Raw genomic sequence first — 23,634 nt, 5'->3', positions numbered from 1 at the left:
TCAGAGCAGACCAAGTTGCTCGGCGGCGGGTTCTCTGTATAGCTCAGGCAGCGCCGGCAAGCCAGGCAGACGCCGCATCAGCCTGGCGTGAAAACGCTGCGCCAGTTTCGCCGCCAGCAGGTTGTCGGCGGTGTGCAGGAAGATATACGGCGTGCGTCCTTCTTCGATCCACAGCGCGATTTTCTCGACCCAGGGCTCCAGGAACGGATCGTTGGCCTCAAGCACCGGATGGCCGATAAAACGCACCTGCGGACACTGCGTGAACGCTGCCGGACGCGGAGGCACCCGGGGCTTCTTCGATTGAGCGTGAAGCACTGACGGCTCGGTCGATGTGCAACTGAACAACGCTCGGGGATCAAGACAGATGCGTTCAACACCGCGATCCAGCAGCAGACGATTGAGCATTCGCTCGCTGTCTCCCTTGGCGAAGAAATCGCCATGGCGCACTTCAACGGCCAGCGGGCGCTGCAGGGCATCGATAAATCCGGCCAGCTCGGGCAAGCGTTGGGGCGTGAAGTTTTTCGACAGCTGCAACCACGATGGCGACACCCGATCACCCAGAGGATTGAGCAATTGCAGGAAGGTTTCGGCGGCTGTCAGCTGTTCGCGCAGATCGCCACCGTGGCTGATCTCGCCGGGAAACTTGGCGGTAAAGCGAAAGTGCTGCGGCATGGTTTCGGCCCAACGCTGCACAGTGCTGGCAGCAGGGCTGGCGTAGAAGGTCGTGTTGCCTTCCACGGCATTGAATACCTGGCAATAGAGATCAAGAAATTCAGCCGGTCGGGCGTGCGGCGGATACAGGTAATCGCGCCAGGCGTTCTCGCTCCAGGACGGGCAACCGAGGTAATACGGCAGCACCATCAGATGTACAGGTCGAGACCCAGCACATCCGTATCCCAATCGACGAAACCGGCGGTACTCAGGTAGCTGGCCAGCGCCGTCGCCACGCTCTTGCTCATGGCACGGTGGTAAATCATGTCTTGCTGACGGGCGGGAAGATTGCTCGGTTTTTGCGCAGAGGCTTTGGCGGCGCGGGCAGCCAACTGCTCTTCAGTCGGGAATTCCAGCTCGCCTTCGATATCAATGGCGTCGTCTTCCACCACACGGCCTTTGCGTGGCTTGCGCTTGATGGGGTAGGACTGAGAGGAAACGCCGTCGATACGCATACGTGCATACTCGGAATCAGTGATGGCAGTTTAGTGGCGCAAAACCCACTTCGCAAACCGCCGAGTGATAACTAGAACACATAAAAGGCAAAAGGTTTAAAAGCCGGGGTTAGAAAATGACGATTGGTGGTGCCTGGAAAAGATCGCAGCCTGCGGCAGCTCCTACAGGGAAATGCGATCTTCTGTAGGAGCTGCCGCAGGCTGCGATCTTTTAACGCGCCTTGGGCGTCGCCACTTTATCGCGCAGATACACCGGCTGTGCCTCGTCGGCCACGATCGCCTCACCACGTTCCCAGGCGAACCGCGCCAGGGTCAGCAAATCTTCAGCGTGAGGCAGCATGCCTGCGTCCTGCCCAATCAGGTTGACGGCGATACGCTCGCCATAACCCCAACCAGTGCCGGCGCCGAACCACTCGCCGCCGACATCGGCCGGCAATGCCGCGGACTCCGGCGGCAGTACCGCTTCGGCGCCCACCAGGCGCATCTCCCCGGCCGTTTCGCGGTAGCACCCCCAATACACTTCATCCATGCGCGCATCGATGGCAGCAGCGACCTGAGTGGCGCCGTGTTCACGCAATGCACGTTGCGCCAGCACGGCCAGGTTCGACACCGGCAGCACCGGGCGATCCAGAGCAAACGCCAGGCCTTGCACCACGCCGATGGCGATGCGCACACCGGTGAAGGCTCCCGGGCCACGACCGAACGCAATGGCATCGACCGCTTGCAGGGTGGTGCCAGCATCGGCCAGCAATTGCTTGATCATCGGCAACAGCTTCTGCGCGTGCAGGCGCGGGATCACCTCGTAATGGCTCGTGACCTTGCCGTCATGCAGCAAGGCAACGGAGCAAGCTTCAGTCGCGGTGTCCAGGGCCAGCAAGGTGCTCATCGATGTATCCGTAACAAGAGGTCAGAAAAAGTGCGTCAGTATAAACAACTACGGCCCGCAAGCGGGCCGTGGAAGATGAAGCGATTCAGACTTTTCAGCTCAGGGCTTCAAGCACCTTGGCGGTGATCGCTTCAACCGAACCGACGCCTTCGATATGGCTGTACTGCGGCTTGCCATTGGCGGCCGACAGCTTCTGGTAGAAATCCACCAGCGGCTTGGTCTGGGAGTGGTAGACCGACAGGCGATGACGCACGGTTTCTTCGGTGTCGTCCTTGCGCTGTACCAGCTCTTCACCGGTGATGTCGTCCTTGCCGGCGATTTTCGGCGGGTTGTAGACGATGTGGTACACGCGGCCGCTGGCCTCGTGAACACGACGACCGGCGATACGCTGGACGATTTCTTCGTCCTCGACGGCGATTTCAACCACTGCGTCCAGCTCGACGCCGGCAGTCACCAGGGCTTCGGCCTGGGGAATGGTGCGCGGGAAGCCGTCGAACAGGAAACCGTTGGCGCAGTCGGACTGGGCGATGCGGTCCTTGACCAGTGCGATGATCAGGTCATCGGACACCAGGCCACCGGCATCCATGATGCTCTTGGCCTTGATGCCCAGCTCGGTGCCGGCCTTGACCGCTGCACGCAGCATGTCGCCGGTGGAGATTTGCGGAATGCCGAATTTTTCGGTGATGAACTTAGCCTGAGTACCTTTACCGGCCCCGGGAGCTCCCAGCAGAATGACGCGCATCGATGTGCTCCTCAATTTTTTATATGGATAACGTCAGATTCGCCTCGTGGGGCCAATCTCAAAAAAGGGTCGTGGCCGCCCAAACGGCCAAAGGCTGATCAAGATACACAGCAGGCTGCGCCCACACAAGACGCCAAAAGTCGGAGAAACCGCTGCCTCCTGCGACCATTGCGCACGGTTCCCCAAGTCGCAACCCCAACATTAACTGTCGCCTGACAGCACTTTTCAACCCGTCCTGCAGCGGCATCCGCCTCACCTGCCGGATGCCTGACCCCACGGCAAAAACCTTAGCCGGTGTTACGCAAACCGGCGGCAATCCCCGCGACAGACACCAGCAGGGCCTGTTCTACCGGGCTGCCCTGCGCTACATCCTGCAATCGTGAACGGGCCAGCAACTCGGCCTGCAATAGATGAAGCGGGTCGAGGTAGGTGTTACGCAAGCGGATGAATTCAAGGGTCGCTGGGCTATGTGCCAGCAGCTGCGACTGCCCGGTCAGGCCGAGAACGATGGAGCACGCCTGCGACAATAGGTCGCGTAAGTGCGCACCCAATGGCAATAGATTCGGCTCCACCAGACGCTCGTCATAGGACTGGGCAATGTCGGCATCCGCCTTGGCCAGGACCATCTCCAGCATATCGATGCGGGTGCGGAAGAACGGCCATTGCTCACGCATCTGCCCCAGCAGTTCACCTTCACCCCGCTCCAGTGCCTTGCTCAGGGCGGCTTCCCAACCCAGCCAGGCCGGCAGCATCAGCCGCGTCTGGGTCCAGCCGAAGATCCACGGAATCGCCCGCAGGCTTTCGATCCCCCCGGCCCGGCGCTTGGCCGGGCGACTGCCCAGGGGCAAACGACCGAGTTCCTGTTCCGGCGTGGACTGGCGGAAATACTCCACGAACTGCGGATTCTCCCGCACCACGGCGCGGTAAGCGCTGACACCGTCTGCGGCCAGTTCGTCCATCAAATGGCGCCACTCGGGCGTCGGTGGCGGTGGTGGCAGCAAGGTCGCCTCAAGCACGGCGGCCAGGTACAGGTTGAGGTTTTGCTCGGCGATGTCCGGCAAGCCGAATTTGAATCGAATCATTTCACCCTGTTCAGTGGTGCGGAACCGCCCCGCCACCGAACCCGGCGGCTGCGACAGGATCGCCGCGTGGGCCGGTCCGCCGCCACGCCCCACGGTGCCGCCGCGACCGTGGAACAGCAGCAGCTCCACTTGTTGTTCGCGGCAGATATCCACCAGTCGTTCCTGCGCCCGGTACTGCGCCCAGGCCGCCGCGGTGGTGCCGGCGTCCTTGGCCGAATCGGAATAGCCGATCATCACTTCCTGCGGCCCTTGCAGACGCGAGCGATAGCCCGGCAACAGCAGCAGTTTCTCGATCACCGGGCCGGCGTTGTCGAGATCGGCCAGGGTTTCGAACAGCGGCACCACGCGCATCGGCCGCAGCACGCCGGATTCCTTGAGCAACAATTGCACCGCCAGCACATCGGAAGCGGCACCGGCCATCGAGATCACATAGGAACCGAGGGACGCCCCCGGTGCAGCGGCAATTTCCCGGCAGGTCGCCAGCACCTCGGCGGTATCGGCGGAGGGCTTGAAGTACGCCGGCAGCAACGGCCGGCGGTTATTCAGTTCACGTATCAGGAAGGCGATGCGTTCTTCCTCGCTCCAGTCCTCGTAGCGCCCCAGGCCGAGGTAGTCGGTGATTTCGGTCATGGCTGCGGTGTGTCGCGACGAGTCCTGGCGCACATCCAGACGAACAAGGAACAGACCGAAGGTCACCGCCCGACGCAGGCAGTCGAGCAACGGTCCGTCGGCGATCACGCCCATGCCGCATTCATGCAGCGAGTGGTAGCACAGCTCCAGCGGGTCGAGCAGTTCGCGGTTGTTTTGCAGTACATCGGCCGGTGCCGGCGTGGGTGTCGACAGCGAGGTGTGCGCCCAGTTGCGCGTCGCCCGCAGGCGTTCGCGCAACTGTTTAAGCACGGCCCGGTAAGGTTCGGCGCTGTCACCCGCCTTGGCCTTCAATTCATCGCTGGCCTGCTGCATCGAGAGCTCAGCCGCCAGGTGATCGACATCGCGCAGGTACAGATCAGCCGCCATCCAGCGCGCCAACAGTAAAACCTCTCGGGTAACCGCCGCCGTCACATTGGGGTTGCCGTCGCGGTCGCCGCCCATCCACGAGGCAAAGCGAATCGGCGCTGCCTCCAGTGGCAAGTGCAGGCCGGTGGCAGCGTGCAGGGCCTGGTCGGCCTTGCGCAGGTAATTGGGAATGGCCTGCCACAGCGAATGCTCGATCACCGCGAAACCCCACTTGGCTTCGTCCACCGGTGTCGGACGCGTGCGGCGGATTTCCTCGGTGTGCCAGGCTTCGGCGATCAGGCGCTGCAAGGTGGTCTTGATCTGCTCGCGCTCGGCATGGGTCAGGTCGCGGTGATCCTGAGCCGCCAATTGCGCGGCGATGGCGTCGTACTTCTGGATCAGCGTGCGACGCGCGACTTCAGTCGGGTGAGCGGTCAGCACCAGTTCAATTTCCAGTCGCCCCAATTGCCGGGCCAGTGCTTCGGCACCATGGCCCTCGGCGCGCAGGCGAGCGAGCAATTCGGGCAACACCCGGGCTTCGAACGGCGCCTGTTGAGATTCCTCCCGACGGTGAATCAACTGGTATTGCTCGGCGATATTGGCCAGGTTGAGAAACTGATTGAACGCCCGCGCTACCGGCAACAGTTCATCTTCGGTCAACTGGTTGAGGCTGGCGCTGAGCTCGGCGTCCATGGAGCCGCGCCGGTCCGCCTTGGCGCCCTTGCGGATCTGCTCGATCTTGTCGAGAAAACCATCGCCATACTGTTCACGAATGGTGTTGCCCAACAGCTCACCCAACAGGTGAACGTCCTCGCGCAAGCGTGCATCAATATCGGTCATCAGCAGGTCTCCAGCAAAAAATCCGGGCGGCTTGGAACCTAGAGAGTGCCGCCCCAGACAGGTTCTTACAAGCAAGACGACGAAGGGCCTTCAAACCTTGCCTGTTGAAGCTAGTCTGAAGATAAGCCGTACAACGGCTGTCGCCGGCCAACGCCGGACACTCACCCTGCCCGCCACGAGCGGTCGCGCCATGAGGTCACTATGAAAATCCGCGAGCTTGCCCACCACTGGGAAGAAAACGCCAAGGGTCGCCTGACCGACACCGGCTACTCGATTCATCTGGATGTGGAGTCTGCCGCACGGCTGGCCGCGCTCGTCGAGATGTACCCCAAGCGGCATCCCGAAGAACTGCTCGGCGATCTGATCGGCGCCGCCCTCGAAGAGCTGGAAAGAAGCTTCCCGTACGTCAAAGGCTCGACCGTGGTCGCCACTGACGAAGAAGGTGATCCGCTGTACGAAGACATCGGGCCGACCCCGCGTTTTCTGGCACTGTCCCGCCGGCATCTGCACGATATGTCAGTGCCTGACGACAAACAGAAACACTGAGTTTGCCTTGAACCCTGTGTGCGGGCTTGCTCGCGAAAGCGGTGTATCAGTCAACATTATTGTTGAATGTTAAACCTCATTCGCGAGCAAGCCCGCTCCCACATTGGCCCGTATTTCACTTCAAGAATTGCGTTACTCCGGGCCTGTAAAAGGTCCGGTATACCGCTGTGCGTGACGCAAATCTCCGACTTAAAGCCCTGTCGATTCGGTCAAAGTTTTTTCGATAGCTGGCTAAATTCTCTGAACTTTCAAAAAAAGCCTCGGGTCAACCCAAGTAACCACGCCTGGGACGAGCGTTTCAAAACACCCCGCAATTGATGGCTTCAGCGCCCTGCCCAGGATGGATTCAACGCTTTTCAGGAGTTAGCCCAATGGAGTTGAAGACCATGAAAACCCGAACCGGTACATCCTCGTTCACTCATTCGCGCGGCCTCCAGCTGGCGGCGCTGGCCCTCGGCAGCAGCCTGGTCCTGGCCGGTTGCGCCGGTAACCCGCCGACCGAGCAGTATGCGGTGACCCAATCGGCCGTCAACGACGCCGTGAGCGCCGGCGGCACCGAGTTCGCCGCTGTGGAAATGAAGTCGGCCCAGGACAAGCTCAAGCAAGCCGAAATCGCCATGCACGACAAAAAATATGACCAGGCCCGGATGCTCGCCGAACAGGCCGAGTGGGACGCTCGTGTCGCAGAGCGCAAGGCCCAGGCGATGAAGGCCGAACAATCCGTGAAGGACGCGCAGAAAGGCGTTCAGGAATTGCGTCAGGAAAGCCAGCGCACCGTTCAGTAAGCGGCGCGGCCCCACGCATTCCCACTCGACTAAAAGGACGAAATCATGAAACGCAATCAACTGATGATCCCTGCCCTGCTGGCTGCCACCGTAGCCCTGGCGGCCTGCTCCACGCCGCCCAACGCCAACCTCGAACAGGCCCGCACCAACTACACCGGCCTGCAGGCCGACCCGCAGGCCAGCAAAGTCGCAGCCCTGGAAACCAAGGAAGCCAGCGATTATCTGGACAAGGCCGACCAGGCCTACAGGGACAAGGAAGACGCAGCAAATGTTGACCAGCTTGCCTATCTGACCAACCAGCGGGTTGAAGTGGCCAAACAGACCATTGCCCTGCGCACCGCTGAAGCCAATCTGAAAAACACGTCGGCACAACGGGCCGAGGCCCGCCTGGCAGGCCGCGATCAGCAGATCAAACAACTGAAGGACAGCCTCAACGCCAGGCAGACCGAGCGCGGGACGCTGGTGACCTTCGGGGATGTGCTGTTCGCCACGGACAAGGCCGAGCTGAAATCCAACGGCCTGATGAACATCAACAAACTGGCGCAGTACCTCCAGGAAAACCCCGACCGCAAAGTGATTGTCGAGGGTTATACCGACAGCACCGGTACGGCATCGCACAACCAGTCGCTGTCGGAACGTCGTGCGGACTCCGTGCGAGCAGCCCTGGTGAAGATGGGCGTCGATCCGGCGCGTATCGTTGCCCAGGGGTACGGCAAGGAGTATCCGGTGGCGGATAACTCAAGCACCTCGGGCCGGGCGATGAACCGTCGGGTGGAGGTGACCATTTCCAATGACAATCAGCCGGTGATGCCGCGTTCGGCGGTGAGTTCATACACCCAATAATCAACCACAACACAAATATCTGTGGGAGCGAGCCTGCTCGCGAAGAGGCCATAACATTCAACACCCATGTTGACTGTTACACCGCTATCGCGAGCAGGCTCGCTCCCACATTTGGATCTGTACTGTCCTTACTGCTCCAGCTTCTGCGGCGTCTCCTGCCCCATGCAACGCACGGCTTTTTTCTTGCTGTCGACCAGCACGCCGGTCAGGCCTTTCTGTTCCATGTCAAACAGCACCAGCACGCCATCGATGCACTGCGCCACTTGCGCGGCCGGCTCCAGTGAGACTTTGTAGTCTTCGCCCGGAATCGTCTTGAGCATGGTGAATTCGTTGAGCAGCAACGCATCCTCGGGCTTGGCGAAATGCAGGTAGCCGTACCACCACAGGGCACCGACGGTGCCGAGGATGCTGCAGATACCGGTGATGATCAGCGGGATTGCGTTACGTTCTTCACTCATTGCGGACTCTCTGGTGGTTCATCTTCAGAATTCGGGGGTGCCGGGTAATTGGGGATTTCACCCAGGCGGCGCAGGCCGTTGAAATGCTGCGGGTCATCGAGATAGCGCAGCATGACGTTACGCCAGACCGGGTCGGCGAACGTCTGCACATGACCGCCACGAGTCAGTTGCAGCACCCGCGGCGGCGGCGCAGCTTGATACAGTCGGATGCCGTTGGAAAGAGGCACAATCGGATCGTCGATGCTGTGGTAGATCAGTTTCGGCACATCTTTAAGCTGCGCCATGGAGTTGATCGCGCTGTCGCCGTCCGGCACCAGCCACGATAACGGCACCTGGAACGTCCAGAACACCCATGAATTACTCAGCGCATAGCGGCCGACACTGCGATAACTGGCGGGCACACCGTCGAGGACAAAAGCCTTCAGTTGCTTCTGCCGTTGCGGGTGCTGGACCAGGTAATGCACGGCCATCGAGCCACCGAGACTCTGGCCGAGCAGGATCAGCGGCTTGCCTTGAACCTGCGGCGCCTTGTCCAGCCAGGCGAACGCCGCATCGATGTCCTGGTAGATCGCCGGCAGGCTCGGTTCGCCTTCGGACAGGCCGTAACCGCGATAGTCCAGAAGCAATACCTGGTAACCATTTTTCGGCAACCAGAAGCTGCCGCCGAGATGCATGGGCAGGTTTCCGCCATTGCCGTGCAAGTGCAGCACCGTGCCCTTGACCTCAACCCCCTGCTTCACCGGCAGCCACCAGGCATTCAGCTTGAGGCCATCGGCGGTGTTCAGGGTGACGGTGCGGTATTCAAGCCCGGCCTTTTCCGGGGTGAACAACTGGCCGGGTTCCGGGTAGAACAACAGCGAGCTGCAGCCGCTCAAGGCCAGGAAAAGGCAGAGGATGCCGAGGATTCTCATCCGTTGAAACCTCGCAGAAAAGGGGTGGAACACGGTTCAATGTGGGAGCGGGCTTGCTCGCGAATGCGGTTTAACATCTCAGTTGGCTGACACACTGCCTTCGCGAGCAAGCCCGCTCCCACATTTGGATCTCACCAGCCTTAAAGGATATTGGAATAATCCGCCTCGATCCGGTCCAGGCTCAGGTGGTTGAGGAAGTTGGAGAAGCACATCCACGCCGACAACGCGTTCATGTCGCGGAACTGTTCCGGCAGGTACTTGGGCGGTACCACCAGGCCTTCGTCCACCAGCTGACGCAAGGTACGCATGTCTTCCAGGGTGGTCTTGCCGCAGAACAACAGCGGTATCTGCTCCAGCTTGCCTTTGCGCACGGCCAGTTGAATGTAGTTGTAAATCATGATGAAGCCCTTGAGGTAGGACAAGTCTTTGGTAAATGGCAGACCTGTCGGCACCGAGCCGCGGAACACGCGGCTGGCGTTGCTGTAGCTCTCGGGCATCTCGAAGCCTTGTTCACGGAAGAACTCGAACACCTGCAGGAAATCCGCGCCCTCCTCCACCATGTGAATCGCGCGAGTGCGGTTGGTGAGCTTGCGCAGGCGACTGGGGTAGGAGGCGAAGGTGATGATCTCCATCAGGATCGCCAGGCCTTCCTGGGTCACCGTCGACGAGGGCGGGCCTTTGGCCAGGAAGGTGCAGATCGGCTGGTTCAGGCCGTTGAGCGTGGTGCCGACGTGCACCAGCCCTTCGTGGACCTCCAGGGCGCGCACATCGCGCTGGTTGAACATCGCGTCGGAGCGGATCTTGATGTAGTCGGCGCCGGCCGCCGCATCGGCGACGATGCCGTCGGACTCGAACACCCGAATGGTTTCCTCGGCTTCGCCAAACACCTTATTCAACCGGTGCTGCAACAGGTCGACCGCCTCCTTGGCCGTCAGCGTCTTCGGTTCGTCCTTGAGGTCGCCACGGCCGTCGATGTTGTTCAGGTATTCGGACAACATCATGCCCAGGTCGGACAGGGTCGGGTCGCCGGCATGGAATGCGTCGGACGCGGCGCCGTACAACTCCTGGGAAATCAGGCCGAAATCCTCAGTGCCGCGCGCTTCGAGCATGCGCACCACCATGCGGTACTCCTTGCACATGCGCCGCATGATCTGGCCGACGGGGTTGAACTGGCCGAGCTGGCGGGTGATGTCGCGCTCGATGTTCTGGAACTCCAGCTTCACTTTGCTGGAGTCGAACGCCAGCGGCCGGTTGAGGTAGTAGTCGCGGTCCACCGCCGGCATTTCCTTGCCCTTGGCCTTGAGGAAACCCTTGCGAATGTTGTCGTCCCATTTGACCGCATCGAGTACGCGGATCGGCGTCTGTGCCAGCACGATGCGATCGGACAAAATGCGTATCGACTGTTGGTAATCGTCCACGCGAAACTCCTGTAGAAACCTGTGGGTGCTGCTTACTTGGCTTTGGCCTGGCGCTGATAGCGCACCGCTTCGACGAACACATCGGAATTGGCCGGGTCGTCGAGGTAGGCGGCGACTTGATCCATGTGGCTGTCGATCAATACGCCATCGCCATCGCGGGTCTGGAAACTTTCTCCGCTCAGGACTTTTTGCTTGATGGCCTGATTGATCTGTTCGAGGTCGAGGTTGTAAACCACCAACTCATGTTTGTCGGTCAGCTCAAAACCGCCGAGGGTGAAGTACCCTCCGAACTGCGCCGGCACCTTCGCCGACAGGTACCAGCGGCTGCCATGACGCGACACCGTGAAAGGATAGGCCTCCCGCTCCCCGGGCCTGGCCCGGTAATAGCTGACGGCCTGATAACGATTGTCGCCAATGCGAGTCAGCTCGAGGTTGAGCGCTTCGCCCCAGGCATTGGTGCTGGTCCATTTGCCGAGTAATCCTTTGGGCGCGGGGTCGCTTGCAGGCAGCGGCTCCTTGAAGGACACCAGACAGCCACTGAGCAGCAAGAACGACAAGGCGATCACAACGACACGCCAGGCTTTCATTCAATACTCCCTATGAACATACTTCGCCCTCAGATGGACACCGCCCTTCTGTGGGAGCGAGCCTGCTCGCGAAAGCGGAGTGTCAGGCAACGGAGATGTTGAATGTCAGACCGTATTCGCGAGCAGGCTCGCTCCCACAGGGGCAGCCTCCAATCAGAAGGACTACACCGACGCCAGCACCAGGTGCATGTAGCGCGTCAGGATGCCGAGCATTTCCTCTTCGGCGGCAGGCTCGTCTACGTTGAGCAGGCCCTGATATTCCATCCGGCCGATAATCGCCGTCAACACCTTGGCATCCTGATGCGGCTCGCGCGAGCCCAGCACCTGGAACAGCTGGCAAGAGCCCTGCAACAGGATTTGCTGATGCGAACGCACCAGTTCGGCCAGGCGCGGGTTAAGCAACGCTTCCTGGCGGAACGCCTGCTCGGCCATCAGGTGTTCGCGGCGATTGATCAGTTGCCGGTGAACGTAATCGGTCATCAGCCGTGCAATATCGTCCGCCAGTTTCGAGCGCGCCTGCGGGCTGCCATCGCCACTGGCGATCATGTCACGCAGCAGGCCCTCGTTATTCACCCACAGCTTGCCCATGTACGCGGCACTGCGTTCCACGTATTGGGCGAAGGTATCGGTGAGCAGGTCATCGATATCCTTGAAATAGTAAGTGGTCGCCGACAACGGCACCTGCGCCTCGGCGGCCACCGCACGGTGCCGTACGGCGCGCACGCCATCGCGCACGACAATGCGCATCGCGGCGTCGAGAATGTCCTGTCGACGCTGCTCACTGCCCTGTCGGCTGGCCTTGCGACCCTGGTACTGAACACTTTCAGCGACCGCAGTGGCGATACCCGCTGCACCTTCTTGAGCCATTGCACGAATCACGACAGGTATTTCCTCTCAGATGAAACTAACAAGTTGATACGTTTGTACCAGACAGGCAATAAAAAAGCCGCCTGAAAAGGCGGCTTTTTAGTCGAAACACTTACGCTTGCGGCCGCATGTGCGGGAACAGGATCACGTCGCGGATCGACGGGGAGTTGGTCAGCAGCATCACCAGACGGTCGATACCGATGCCTTCACCCGCCGTTGGCGGCATGCCGTACTCCAGCGCACGCACGAAGTCAGCGTCGTAGTGCATGGCTTCGTCGTCGCCGGCGTCCTTGTCGGCCACCTGGGCCATGAAGCGCTCGGCCTGGTCTTCCGCGTCGTTCAACTCGGAGTAGGCGTTGGCGATTTCACGACCACCGATGAACAGCTCGAATCGGTCGGTGACGTTCGGGTTCTCGTCGTTACGACGTGCCAGTGGCGACACTTCGAACGGGTACTGGGTAATGAAGTGCGGCTGTTCCAGCTTGTGCTCGACCAGCTCTTCGAAAATCATCACCTGCAGCTTGCCCAGGCCTTCGAAGCCCAGCACCTTGGCGCCGGCTTTCTTGGCAATGGCGCGAGCCTTGTCGATGTCGTTCAGGTCGTCAGCGGTCAGCTCGGGGTTGTACTTGAGGATCGAGTCGAACACCGACAGACGCACGAACGGCTCGCCGAAGTGGAACACCTTGTCGCCGTACGGCACGTCGGTACTGCCCAGAACCAGCTGCGCCAGTTCACGGAACAACTCTTCGGTCAGGTCCATGTTGTCTTCGTAGTCGGCGTAGGCCTGGTAGAACTCCAACATGGTGAATTCAGGGTTGTGACGAGTCGAAACGCCTTCGTTACGGAAGTTGCGGTTGATCTCGAACACTTTTTCAAACCCGCCGACAACAAGCCGCTTGAGGTACAACTCAGGCGCAATGCGCAAGAACATTTCCATGTCCAGCGCGTTGTGGTGGGTTTCGAACGGCTTGGCTGCCGCGCCGCCCGGAATGGTCTGCAGCATCGGCGTTTCCACTTCCAGGAAGTCACGCTTCATCAGGAAGCTGCGGATGTGGGCGATGACTTGCGAACGCACGCGGAACGTCTGGCGCACGTCTTCGTTGACGATCAGGTCAACGTAGCGCTGGCGGTAGCGCTGTTCGGTGTCGGTCAGGCCGTGGTGCTTGTCCGGCAGCGGGCGCAGGGATTTGGTCAGCAGGCGCACGTTGGTCATTTCAACGTACAGGTCACCCTTGCCGGAACGGGCCAGGGTGCCTTCGGCGGCAATGATGTCGCCCATGTCCCAGGTTTTCACCGCGGCCAGGGTTTCTTCGGACAGGGTCTTGCGGTTGACGTAGACCTGGATACGACCGGTCATGTCCTGGATCACCATGAACGAGCCACGGTTGAGCATGATACGACCGGCAACCTTGACCGGGATCGCAGCCTCTGCCAGCTCTTCCTTGGTCTTGTCCGCGTACTGTTTCTGCAGTGCATCGCAGTAGTTTTCGCGGCGGAAGTCGTTCGGGAAGGCATTGCCCTTGGCGCGCTCGGCAGCAAGCTTTTCCTTGCGCAGGGCGATCAGGGAGTTTTCTTCCTGTTGCAGGGCTTGCGGGTCGAGTTCTAGGTCGCTCATGTCTTTAAATATTCCATCTGGTTCGTTTTCCCCGGCCTGCGGCCGGGGATCGCCGGCAAGCCGGCTCCTACAGGGGATCGCGGTGTGTCAGTAACTTACAGCCCGGACTTCAGGCTCGCTTCCAGGTATTCGTCGATGTCACCATCGAGCACCTTGTCACAGTCGCTGCGTTCGATGTTGGTGCGCAGATCCTTGATCCGCGAGGCATCGAGCACGTACGAACGGATCTGATGACCCCAGCCGATATCGGACTTGGTGTCTTCCAGCGCCTGGGACGCCGCGTTGCGCTTCTGCATTTCCTGCTCGTACAACTTGGCCCGCAGCATTTTCATGGCGGTGTCCTTGTTGGCGTGCTGGGAACGTTCGTTCTGGCAGCTGACCACGGTATTGGTCGGTACGTGGGTGATACGTACGGCCGAGTCGGTGGTGTTTACGTGCTGACCACCGGCACCCGAGGAACGATAGGTGTCGATCCGCAAGTCTGCCGGGTTGATTTCGATTTCCACCTTGTCATCGATCTCTGGCGAGACGAACACCGCGGAAAACGAGGTGTGGCGACGGTTGCCGGAGTCGAATGGGCTCTTGCGCACCAGACGGTGCACGCCGATCTCGGTGCGCAACCAGCCAAACGCGTATTCGCCCTTGATGTGCACGGTCGCGCCCTTGATCCCGGCGACTTCACCGGCGGACAGTTCCATGATGGTCGCGTCGAAACCGCGTTTGTCGGCCCAGCGCAGGTACATGCGCAGCAGAATGTTGGCCCAGTCCTGAGCTTCGGTGCCGCCGGAACCGGCCTGGATGTCCAGATAGGCGTTGTTCGGGTCCATTTCGTGGCTGAACATGCGACGGAATTCCAGCTTGGCCAGACTTTCCTCGAGTCGGGCCAGCTCGGCGACGACATCGTCCACTGCGCCTTCGTCGTTTTCTTCGACGGCCATGTCCAGCAGGTCGCGGCAATCGGCCAGACCAGTGTTCAGTTCGTCCAGGGTATCGACGATTTGCGCCAGCGCAGCGCGCTCGCGGCCCAACTCCTGGGCGTATTCAGGTTTGTTCCAGACACTCGGATCTTCAAGCTCGCGATTGACTTCGGTCAGACGCTCATGCTTTTGATCGTAGTCAAAGATACCCCCGAATGGTTTCGGAGCGCTCGGACAGGTCCTTGATGGTGTTCAGGATCGGGTTGATTTCCATGACGGGCAGCACTCGTTGGCGAACTTTTGAAAGCCGGCGAGTATACCGGGAAACAGCCGAAAACGGCAGTCCGCTTGGCCGAAATGCCAAGTCCCTGTAGGAGCGAGCTTGCTCGCGAGAAACGCTCAGGCACCGCGTTTATTCAGATAGCCGTCGTCATCGTTAACGGCCATCGCGAGCAGGCTCGCTCCTACAGGGGGGAGGCTGTTCAGCCGATCCCCACCTGATTGCGCCCATTATTCTTCGCCAAATACAGCCCCTTGTCCGCCGCCAGGATCAGGTCGCGGCAGTTGCTGCCCGCTTTCGGGGTGATGGTCGACAGGCCGATGCTGATGGTCAGGCTCGACCCTTCGGTTGGCGAGTTATGCGGGATCTTCAGGGCTGCCACGGTCTGGCGCAGCTTCTCGGCGACAAGCCGCGCGCCGCCCTGGGAGGTGTTGGGCAGCACCAGGGCAAACTCTTCGCCGCCGTAGCGGGCCGGCAGGTCCGAAGGCCGGGCACTGGCCTCCTTGATCGCCGTGGCGACCTTGCGCAGGGCTTCATCGCCTTCCAGGTGGCCGAAACTGTCGTTGTAGGTCTTGAAGTAGTCGACATCGATCATCAACAACGACAACTGGCTCTGCTCACGCAGCGAGCGGCGCCACTCCAGTTCCATGTACTCGTCGAAGTGTCGACGATTCGACAACCCGGTCAGGCCATCGGAGTTCATCAGGCGTTGCAGGACCAGGTTGGTGTCGAGCAGTTGCTGCTGGCTGACCCGCAACGCGCGGTAGGCCGCGTCCCGTTGCAGCAACGTCATGTAGGACCGCGAGTGATAGCGGATGCGCGCGACCAGTTCGATGTTGTCCGGCAGCTTGACCAGGTAATCGTTGGCCCCGGCCGCGAAGGCCGCGCTCTTGATCAGAGGGTCTTCCTTGGTCGACAGGACGATTATCGGAATGTCCTTGGTCGCCGGGTGATTGCGGTATTCGCGCACCAGGCTCAGGCCGTCAAGGCCGGGCATGACCAGATCCTGCAGGATCACCGTCGGCTTGATGCGCACCGCGTGGGCGATGGCCTGGTGCGGGTCGGCGCAGAAGTGGAAATCGATATTCTCTTCGTTCGACAGGCCGCGGCGCACGGCTTCGCCGATCATGGCCTGATCGTCCACCAGCAACACCATGGCGGCGTTTTCGTCGGTCTTGAAGTCGTCGAGCTGTAATTCATTCATGTGCGGTCACCTGAGTACTACTTGAGCCAGGAATGAGGAAAAAGGTGCTCATTTGGCGAAAATCTCCAGCAATCGTGGCGCTATCTTGTCCAGCGGGCGAATCTCCACGGCAGCGTCGATGGCTGCGGCCGCCTTCGGCATGCCATACACCGCACTGCTGCCCTGGTCTTGTGCGATGGTCAGGTAGCCCTGTTGGCGCATGAGTTTAAGCCCCTGGGCGCCATCACGCCCCATGCCGGTGAGTAAAACCCCCACGGCGTCACCGTTCCAGTAACTGGCCACGCTCTCGAAGAACACATCGATGGAGGGCCGGTAGATTTCGTTGACCGGTTCGGCGGTGTAGGCCAGCGTGCCGTTTTTCAGCAAGCGAATATGGTGATTGGTGCCGGCCAGCAATACCGTGCCGCTTTGCGGCTTCTCGCCTTCCTCGGCCAGGCGCACGTTGAGGCCGCTGGCGCTGCCGAGCCATTCAGCCATGCCGGCGGCAAACACCTGGTCAACGTGCTGCACCAGCACGATGGCCGGAGAAAAATCACGCGGCAGGCCCTTGAGCAAGACTTCCAGCGCCGCCGGCCCACCGGCGGATGAGCCAATGGCGATCAGGCTCTGGCGTGAGCCCGAACTGCGCAGCGGTGCCGGCGCCGGGCGCGGGCGGTTGCCCTTGTCGCCGATCAGCCAGCCAATGTTAATGATCTTGCGCAACAACGGCGCAGCCGCCTCCTGGGCATTGCCGGCGCCGACGGTCGGGGTGTCGACTACGTCCAGCGCACCGTGGCCCATGGCCTCGAACACCCGGTGCACGTTCTGCTGGCGATCCACGGTGACGATGACAATGGCGCACGGGGTCTCGGCCATGATCCGCCGCGTGGCCTCGACGCCATCCATCACCGGCATGATCAGGTCCATCAGGATCAGGTCCGGCGTGTCCTGGGCGCACAAGCGCACCGCTTCAGCGCCATTGCCGGCGACCCAGACCACCTCGTGTGTCGGCTCGAATGCCAGGGCGCGGCGCAGGGCCTCTACCGCCATGGGCATGTCGTTGACGATTGCAATCCTCATGCCCGCGCTCCTCCAATGAGCTCGACCACTGCATCGAGCAAGGCGTCGTCATGAAAACTGGCCTTGGCTAGATAATAGTCGGCGCCGGCATCCAGTCCACGGCGCCGGTCCTCCTCACGATCCTTGTAGGACACCACCATCACCGGCAGCGATTGCAGGCGATTGTCCCGACGCAGCAACGTAACCAGTTCGATGCCGTCCATGCGCGGCATATCAATGTCGGTGATCAACAGATCGAAATCCTCCGAACGCAACGCGTTCCAGCCGTCCATGCCGTCTACCGCAACCGCCACGTCGTATCCGCGATTGAGCAACAGCTTGCGCTGCAACTCTCGCACGGTCAGGGAATCGTCCACCACCAGAATTCGTTTGCGGGCGGCCTCGACCACCTGATTGCTGTGGCGGGCGATGCGCTCCAGGCGCCCGGTATTGAGCAGTTTTTCCACGGACCGCAGCATGTCTTCGACATCGACGATCAACACCACCGAACCGTCGTCGAGCAGGGCCCCGGCGGAAATGTCCTGCACCTTGCCCAGACGCTCATCCAGCGGCAGCACCACCAATGTCCGCTCCCCGATAAACCGCTCCACGGCCACGCCATAGATCGCATCGCGCTCGCGAATCACCACGACTTTCAGGGTTTGCCCGCTGTTCTGGCTGGCCGGGCGATGCAGCAACTGGCTGGCCGCCACCAGCCCGACATGCCGGCCTTCGTACCAGAAATGCTGGCGACCTTCGACCTGCACGATGTCCGCCGGCTCCAGATCACACATGCGCTCAATGTGCGCCAGCGGAAAGGCATAGGCCTCGTCGCCGACTTCCACCACCAGGCTGCGCACCACCGACAGGGTCAACGGCACTTCAAGATGGAAACGACTGCCCTCGCCCGCCGTCTGCTCCAGCACCACCGCACCGCGCAACTGCCGGACCATGTGCTGCACCGCATCCAGGCCGACGCCACGACCGGACACCTCGGTGACCCTGTCGCGCAGACTGAAACCGGGCAGGAACAGGAACGTCAGCAGCTCTTCTTCACTCAACTGCGCGGCGGTTTCTGCGGGGGACAGGTTTCGTTCAACGATACTGCGACGGACCTTTTCCAGATCCACGCCGTTACCGTCATCGCTCAATTCAAGCACCAGCAAACCAGCCTGATGCGAAGCGCGCAGGCGAATCAAACCTTCCGCCGGCTTGCCGGCCAGCAGGCGTTGTTCCGGGAGCTCGATGCCGTGGTCGACCGCGTTGCGCAGCAGGTGAGTCAGCGGCGCCTCGAGCTTTTCCAGCACGTCGCGATCGACCTGGGTCTTCTCGCCTTCAATTTCCAGTCGCACCTGTTTGCCCAGGTCACGCCCCAGATCACGGACCATGCGCACCTGCCCGGTCAGCACATCGGCAAAGGGCCGCATGCGACAGGCCAGCGCCGTGTCGTACAACACCTGCGCCCGCTGACTGGCATGCCAGGCGAACTCATCGAGTTCGGCGTTCTTTTCCATGAGCAATTGCTGGGATTGCGCGAGCAGGCGCCGCGCATCCTCAAGGGCTTCCTGGGCTTCCAGGCTCAAGGCGTGATCCTTGAGGTGAACGTTGAGATTCTCCAGCGCTCGCAGGCTGTTGCTCTGCATGCGCTTGAGTCGTTGCATGGTCGCCAGGTGCGGTTTGAGGCGCTGGGTTTCCACCAGGGATTTGCTCGACAGATCGAGCAGGCTGTTCAGGCGCTCGGCGGTGACGCGCAACACACGTTCGCCATTTTCGGTGGTGCGTTTGGTCTTGCGCAGGGCTGACGCAGGAGGCGGTTCGACGACAGGCGCCGGTGGCTCGAGCTCGGGCGCGGGTGCTTCGAGCATGAGCTCGGAGATAATCCGTTCGGCCATGACCGGTTCGGCAGGCGCAACCAGCGGTGCTGTCGGATCCAGCAAGCGTGCCATCAAGGATACGTAAGCCTCAATGTCCGCGGCCTGCGGATTGTTGTCCGGCGTGGCGATGCGCATCAGCAGATCGGTGCCTTGCAGCAACGCATCGATGTGTTCGGGGCGCAGCGACAGGCGCCCTTCCTGGGCACTGACCAGGCAATCTTCCATGACGTGGGCGACGCTGACCCCGGCATCGACGCCCACGATCCGCGCCGCTCCCTTGAGCGAGTGCGCCGCACGCATGCACGATTCAAGCTGATCGGCCAGGGTCGGATCGCGCTCAAGCGCCAGCAGGCCGGCACTCAAGACCTGGGTCTGAGCTTCGGCCTCCAGGCTGAACAGCTCCAGCAAAGAGGCGTCGCGCATTTGCTCGGGGGTCATGTGAGGCTCCGGGTCACGGCGGACAACAGCTGTTCTTCATCCAGCCAACGCAGGCTGCGACCTTTGAATTGCAACACGCCACGGGTGTATCTGGCGCTGGCCTGGGCCCCCGAGCGCGATGCGCTATCGAGGATATGCTCGTCGATGGCGTGAATTCCGTCGACTTCGTCCACCGGCACCACCACCGGCCCGCCGTGGGCCGCGATGATCAGCATGCGCGGCATGACCCGCGCGCCCGGTGCCACATTGCCGGTTCCGTCGAGCCCGAGCAGTTCCACCAGCGACAGGCAGGCAACCAGCGCGCCGCGCACATTCGCCACGCCGAGCAAGGCCCGGGAGCGCTGGTGCGGCAAAGAGTGAATCGCCTGCAACGGCGACACTTCCACCAGGCTGCGCGTGGCCAAGCCCAACCACTCTTCTCCCAGACGGAACATCAACAACGAGCGGGTTTTCACCTCGCTCTCGAGCCCGACAGACACTGGCCCGCGCTCTTGCTGCTGCAAGGCATAACGATCGAGCAGACGCGTCGCGGCGGCCGAATACACCGCACAATTGCGGCAATGAATATGTTCGGCCAGCAACGGGCAGGACTTGTCGCCGTGGATACCGATGCGGTTCCAGCAATCGTCGATGACCTGGGCATCCCGGGTGACGCTGAAGGTGTCGGAGGCGATCATCGTTTACGCTCACTGTCGGCGGCGCGTGCGCTGCGGGCGGCACGTTCCTGCAATCGTCTGGCCCCCGCCGCGTCACCCTGGGCCTGCAGCAAGGCGGCCAGGTGCATCAACGCTTCGGGATGTTGCGGTTCGAGGTACAACGCCTTGCGATAAAAGCCCTGGGCTTCCAGGACGTTTCCCGCTACATCACTGAGCAGTCCCAGCCAATAGAACACCTGGGCTACCGGTTCATGACTGCGCAAATAGCTTTCACACGCGGCCTTTGCCTCGGCGCTTTTGCCTTCGTTGGCCAGCCCGGCGATGTTCGCCAGCAGCACGGCCGTATCGGCGCCAGAGGATTTCGGCACAGGCGCCAGTGGCACAACAGCGGCGAACGGACGACTGCGCACCGGCGCAGTTGGTCGATTGCGCAACGGTTGCGGCACAGGCAAGGGGGTTGGAACGAATGTCGGCAGGGGTTCAGGCTCCGAAGCCCCTTGTCGACTGAAGGCGAAGGACTGCGCGATACCGATCGAGCGCATCCCCAAACGCCCCAGCAGACTGCCTTCGGCCGGGCCGATAAACAGCACGCCGTCATCATGGGTCAGGCGCTTGAGCACTTCAAAGACTTGCTTCTGGGTCGGCTGGTCGAAATAGATCAGCAGGTTGCGACAAAACACGAAATCGAATGGCGGTTCACCGGCCAGCAAGGCCGGGTCCAGCAGATTGCCGACCTGCAAGCGCACCTGTTCCTGCACACGCGGGTCCAGGCGATAGCCGTCACCTTCGGCAATGAAATGGCGGTCGCGGAACGCAATGTCCTCGCCCCGAAAGGAATTCTTGCCGTACAAGGCTCGCTTGGCTTTATCCACCGACAACGGGCTGACGTCCATGCCGTCGACCTTGAACTGGTGCGGCTTGAGCCCGGCATCGAGCAACGCCATGGCGATTGAGTACGGTTCTTCACCGGTGGAACACGGCAGGCTGAGAATCCGCAGTGCGCGCAGGTTGTTGATTTCGCCCAGACGTTTGCTCGCCAGTTTCGCCAGGGTGGCGAAGGATTCCGGATACCGGAAGAACCAGGTTTCCGGAACGATCACCGCTTCGATCAATGCCTGTTGCTCGTCCCGTGAGCCCTGCAAGATGAGCCAATACTCATCGGTCGAGGCTGCTTGCGCAGCCACGCTGCGCTGGCGCACCGCCCGCTCGATGATTGCCGGCCCCACCGAGGTCACGTCGAGTCCGATTCGCTCCTTGAGGAAGTCGAAAAAACGCTGATCGCTGCTCATGGCCGCACCTCCAGCAGCGCCGGATCCATTGGCGGCGAAGGAAACAACAAGGCGCGCACCTGATCGTTCAGCAGATCACTGACCCGCACCCATTGCAGCAAGCCTTGCTCGTCCTTGCGCACCGGCCCCAGGTAAGGCGCCTGGCGATTGTCCAGGCCGTAGGGCTGAAAATCCGCCGGATCGCAGCGCAAGGTGTCGGTCGCCTGTTCCAGAATCAGCCCGAGCAGCTGTGTCTCGCCGGTTTCATCCGGGCAGTAGTTGACCAGCACCAGCCGGGTGCTGGTACGGGCCTGTGCCGGCGCGCCAAACGTCAGCGCACTCAAGTCGATCACCGGCACCACGGCGCTCCGATAGGCGAACACCCCGGCGACCCAGGTGGGGGCATGGGCAATGGGCTTCAAGGGCAGGCACGGCAGCACTTCAACCACTTCGACAGCCTTCAAGGCATAGCGCTCGCTGCCAATGCGAAACACCAGAAACAATGCATGCAGCGCCTGCTTCACGGCAGAGCGCTTGGCCGTGATTTCGCTCATCAGACTTTGAATCGCGAAACGCCGCCGCGCAGCCCGACGGCCACCTGGCTCAGTTCATCGATGGCGAAACTGGCCTGGCGCAGAGACTCGACCGTCTGGCTGCTGGCATCACCCAACTGCACCAGCGCATGGTTGATCTGCTCGGCACCGGTAGCCTGGGCCTGCATCCCTTCGTTGACCATCAGCACCCGCGGCGCCAGCGCCTGGACCTGATGGATGATCTGCGACAATTGCTCGCCGACCTGCTGCACCTCGGACATGCCGCGACGCACTTCTTCGGAAAACTTGTCCATGCCCATGACCCCGGCCGATACCGCCGACTGGATCTCGCGCACCATTTGCTCGATGTCGTAGGTGGCCACCGCCGTCTGGTCCGCCAGGCGCCGTACTTCGGTGGCGACCACGGCAAAACCGCGCCCGTACTCACCGGCCTTCTCGGCCTCGATGGCGGCGTTGAGCGACAGCAGGTTGGTCTGGTCGGCCACCTTGACGATGGTCACTACCACCTGATTGATGTTGCCGGCCTTCTCGTTGAGGATCGCCAGCTTGGCATTGACCAGATCGGCCGCGCCCATCACCGAGTGCATGGTTTCCTCCATGCGCGCCAGCCCCTGTTGCCCGGAGCCGGCGGCCACGGAAGCTTGATCGGCGGCGGTTGAAACCTCGGTCATGGTACGCACCAGATCCCGGGAGGTGGCGGCGATTTCACGGGAGGTCGCGCCGATTTCCGTGGTGGTGGCGGCGGTTTCCGTGGCAGTTGCCTGTTGCTGCTTGGAGGTGGCGGCGATCTCGGTCACCGAGGTGGTCACCTGCACCGAAGAACGCTGGGCCTGGGACACCAGCGAAGTGAGCTCGGTCATCATGTCGTTGAAACCGGTCTCTACCGCACCGAACTCGTCCTTGCGCTCCAGGTTCAGGCGGTTACTGAGGTCACCGGTGCGCATGACTTCGAGGATCTGCACGATACGGTTCATCGGCGCCATGATCGCGCGCATCAACAACAGACCGCAGAGACCGGCGGCCAGCACCGCCACCAGCAGGGAAATGCCCATGATGGTTTTTGCGGTGAGCACCGCATCATCGATGGCCGCAACATCCTGGTCTGCCACCGCTTTGTTATGACGCAGAATCTCACTGAGCTTCGTTCGACCAGCCGTCCAGACCGGGGTCAGTTCTTCATTGAACATTTTGATGGCTTCCGCGTCCTGGTTGCGTTTATGCAACTCGGAAACGGCAAGCAGGATCCGGTGGTAATCCCTGTGGATGGTTTCGAACGCGCCGAACTCGACCTTGTCTTCTTCCGTCGTGATCGTTTGACGATAAAAATCCATCTGCTCTTGCAGACGCGCGGAAAAATCCTTGAAGTCCGACGCATCCATGTCGGTGAAGCCCTGTCCCTGTTCCAGTCCCAGCATCCTCATCATCCGCAAATAACTGTCGGACCAGGCGCCGCGAATCATCGAGCTGTAATACAACCCGGGCAGAGCATCCTCACGAACGCTGGCTTCGCTGGTTTCGATCTTCAGAAGCCGCGAATACGAGACAACCACCATCAGCAGCATGATGGCGATAATTACCGCAAAGCTCGCCAAAATGCGTTGGCGTAACGTCCAGTTCTTCACAGTCAATCCTCGGGCCTGATTCGAAATGCGGGGAGTATAGC

At 61.1% G+C, this 23,634-nt stretch carries 22 protein-coding genes; 3 read left to right on the top strand and 19 right to left on the bottom strand.

Going from position 1 to position 23,634, the window contains the following annotated elements:
* The 5 genes from ACXX83_RS02330 to ppc all read right to left on the bottom strand — a co-directional run bounded on the left by ACXX83_RS02330 (position 1) and on the right by ppc (position 5,712).
* Positions 1-861: a DUF72 domain-containing protein gene (locus tag ACXX83_RS02330; protein WP_458547466.1), complete on the bottom strand. Its 861-nt coding sequence runs from the start codon at positions 859-861 to the stop codon at positions 1-3.
* Positions 861-1,166, bottom strand: a complete 306-nt coding sequence (locus ACXX83_RS02325; RefSeq protein ID WP_217837352.1) for a hypothetical protein — start codon at positions 1,164-1,166, stop codon at positions 861-863. Before ACXX83_RS02325 ends, ACXX83_RS02330 begins: the two co-directional genes overlap by 1 nt.
* Positions 1,167-1,377: 211 nt before the next feature.
* Entirely contained in the window at positions 1,378-2,052 is a 675-nt protein-coding gene (gene tsaB, locus ACXX83_RS02320; protein ID WP_217837351.1) for a tRNA (adenosine(37)-N6)-threonylcarbamoyltransferase complex dimerization subunit type 1 TsaB, read from the bottom strand.
* A gap of 94 nt (positions 2,053-2,146) precedes the next feature.
* Positions 2,147-2,794 carry an adenylate kinase gene (gene adk, locus ACXX83_RS02315; RefSeq protein WP_015093734.1) on the bottom strand — a complete coding sequence of 216 codons (648 nt, stop codon included), beginning with the start codon at positions 2,792-2,794 and terminating at the stop codon, positions 2,147-2,149.
* Positions 2,795-3,081: 287 nt separating this feature from the next.
* Complete coding sequence (gene ppc / locus ACXX83_RS02310) at positions 3,082-5,712, bottom strand: phosphoenolpyruvate carboxylase (protein WP_458547465.1); 2,631 nt, start codon at positions 5,710-5,712, stop codon at positions 3,082-3,084.
* Between the two features lie 201 nt (positions 5,713-5,913).
* On the opposite strand from ppc, the gene ACXX83_RS02305 reads away from it, so the two are divergent.
* The 3 genes from ACXX83_RS02305 to lptF all read left to right on the top strand — a co-directional run bounded on the left by ACXX83_RS02305 (position 5,914) and on the right by lptF (position 7,886).
* Positions 5,914-6,258, top strand: coding sequence for a hypothetical protein (locus ACXX83_RS02305; protein ID WP_015093732.1), 345 nt, complete (start codon positions 5,914-5,916; stop codon positions 6,256-6,258).
* Between the two features lie 371 nt (positions 6,259-6,629).
* A complete protein-coding gene (locus ACXX83_RS02300) occupies positions 6,630-7,043 on the top strand; it encodes a DUF4398 domain-containing protein (protein ID WP_458547464.1) in 414 nt (137 codons plus the stop codon).
* 45 nt (positions 7,044-7,088) lie between these two features.
* Entirely contained in the window at positions 7,089-7,886 is a 798-nt protein-coding gene (lptF, locus tag ACXX83_RS02295; RefSeq protein ID WP_458547463.1) for a lipotoxin F family OmpA-related lipoprotein LptF, read from the top strand.
* 128 nt (positions 7,887-8,014) lie between these two features.
* Here lptF and ACXX83_RS02290 read toward each other — a convergent pair whose 3' ends face one another.
* From ACXX83_RS02290 to ACXX83_RS02225, 14 genes are all read right to left on the bottom strand, one after another.
* Positions 8,015-8,344 (bottom strand): PA3694 family proteiin, encoded by a 330-nt coding sequence (locus tag ACXX83_RS02290; RefSeq protein WP_008051386.1) that lies wholly within the window; start codon positions 8,342-8,344, stop codon positions 8,015-8,017.
* Complete coding sequence (locus ACXX83_RS02285) at positions 8,341-9,255, bottom strand: alpha/beta hydrolase (RefSeq protein ID WP_458547462.1); 915 nt, start codon at positions 9,253-9,255, stop codon at positions 8,341-8,343. The genes ACXX83_RS02290 and ACXX83_RS02285 overlap by 4 nt, the downstream gene beginning before the upstream one ends.
* A gap of 140 nt (positions 9,256-9,395) precedes the next feature.
* On the bottom strand, positions 9,396-10,673 hold the full coding sequence (locus ACXX83_RS02280; protein ID WP_015093729.1) for a flavohemoglobin expression-modulating QEGLA motif protein: 1,278 nt from the start codon (positions 10,671-10,673) through the stop codon (positions 9,396-9,398).
* Positions 10,674-10,705: 32 nt separating this feature from the next.
* Positions 10,706-11,260 carry a hypothetical protein gene (locus ACXX83_RS02275; protein ID WP_217837346.1) on the bottom strand — a complete coding sequence of 185 codons (555 nt, stop codon included), beginning with the start codon at positions 11,258-11,260 and terminating at the stop codon, positions 10,706-10,708.
* A 162-nt stretch (positions 11,261-11,422) separates the two neighbouring features.
* Complete coding sequence (locus ACXX83_RS02270) at positions 11,423-12,139, bottom strand: TetR/AcrR family transcriptional regulator (protein ID WP_041474790.1); 717 nt, start codon at positions 12,137-12,139, stop codon at positions 11,423-11,425.
* A gap of 100 nt (positions 12,140-12,239) precedes the next feature.
* Positions 12,240-13,742, bottom strand: a complete 1,503-nt coding sequence (gene lysS / locus ACXX83_RS02265; protein WP_007992008.1) for a lysine--tRNA ligase — start codon at positions 13,740-13,742, stop codon at positions 12,240-12,242.
* A 95-nt stretch (positions 13,743-13,837) separates the two neighbouring features.
* A protein-coding gene (prfB, locus tag ACXX83_RS02260) for a peptide chain release factor 2 (protein WP_095965010.1) occupies positions 13,838-14,933 on the bottom strand; the annotation gives its coding sequence in 2 pieces (ribosomal slippage) (positions 13,838-14,860 and positions 14,862-14,933; 1,095 coding nt in all).
* Between the two features lie 208 nt (positions 14,934-15,141).
* Positions 15,142-16,143 carry a response regulator gene (locus ACXX83_RS02255; RefSeq protein ID WP_126049610.1) on the bottom strand — a complete coding sequence of 334 codons (1,002 nt, stop codon included), beginning with the start codon at positions 16,141-16,143 and terminating at the stop codon, positions 15,142-15,144.
* A 48-nt stretch (positions 16,144-16,191) separates the two neighbouring features.
* Positions 16,192-17,202 (bottom strand): chemotaxis response regulator protein-glutamate methylesterase, encoded by a 1,011-nt coding sequence (locus tag ACXX83_RS02250; RefSeq protein ID WP_015093723.1) that lies wholly within the window; start codon positions 17,200-17,202, stop codon positions 16,192-16,194.
* Positions 17,199-19,493 carry a hybrid sensor histidine kinase/response regulator gene (locus ACXX83_RS02245; protein WP_458547461.1) on the bottom strand — a complete coding sequence of 765 codons (2,295 nt, stop codon included), beginning with the start codon at positions 19,491-19,493 and terminating at the stop codon, positions 17,199-17,201. Before ACXX83_RS02245 ends, ACXX83_RS02250 begins: the two co-directional genes overlap by 4 nt.
* Entirely contained in the window at positions 19,490-20,170 is a 681-nt protein-coding gene (locus ACXX83_RS02240; RefSeq protein ID WP_126049604.1) for a chemotaxis protein CheW, read from the bottom strand. Before ACXX83_RS02240 ends, ACXX83_RS02245 begins: the two co-directional genes overlap by 4 nt.
* Complete coding sequence (locus ACXX83_RS02235; protein ID WP_458547460.1) at positions 20,167-21,438, bottom strand: CheR family methyltransferase; 1,272 nt, start codon at positions 21,436-21,438, stop codon at positions 20,167-20,169. The genes ACXX83_RS02240 and ACXX83_RS02235 overlap by 4 nt, the downstream gene beginning before the upstream one ends.
* The gene (locus ACXX83_RS02230) at positions 21,435-21,971 is read right to left on the bottom strand and encodes a chemotaxis protein CheW (protein WP_126049600.1); all 537 of its coding nucleotides are present in this window, start codon (positions 21,969-21,971) and stop codon (positions 21,435-21,437) included. Before ACXX83_RS02230 ends, ACXX83_RS02235 begins: the two co-directional genes overlap by 4 nt.
* Positions 21,971-23,593, bottom strand: a complete 1,623-nt coding sequence (locus tag ACXX83_RS02225) for a methyl-accepting chemotaxis protein (protein ID WP_458547459.1) — start codon at positions 23,591-23,593, stop codon at positions 21,971-21,973. Before ACXX83_RS02225 ends, ACXX83_RS02230 begins: the two co-directional genes overlap by 1 nt.
* Positions 23,594-23,634: the final 41 nt, after the last annotated feature.

It is taken from the genome of Pseudomonas sp. GNP012, from assembly GCF_054343835.1.
The sequence above is the reverse complement of the archived record's forward strand: the minus strand, read 5'-3'. Positions and strand labels throughout refer to the sequence as shown.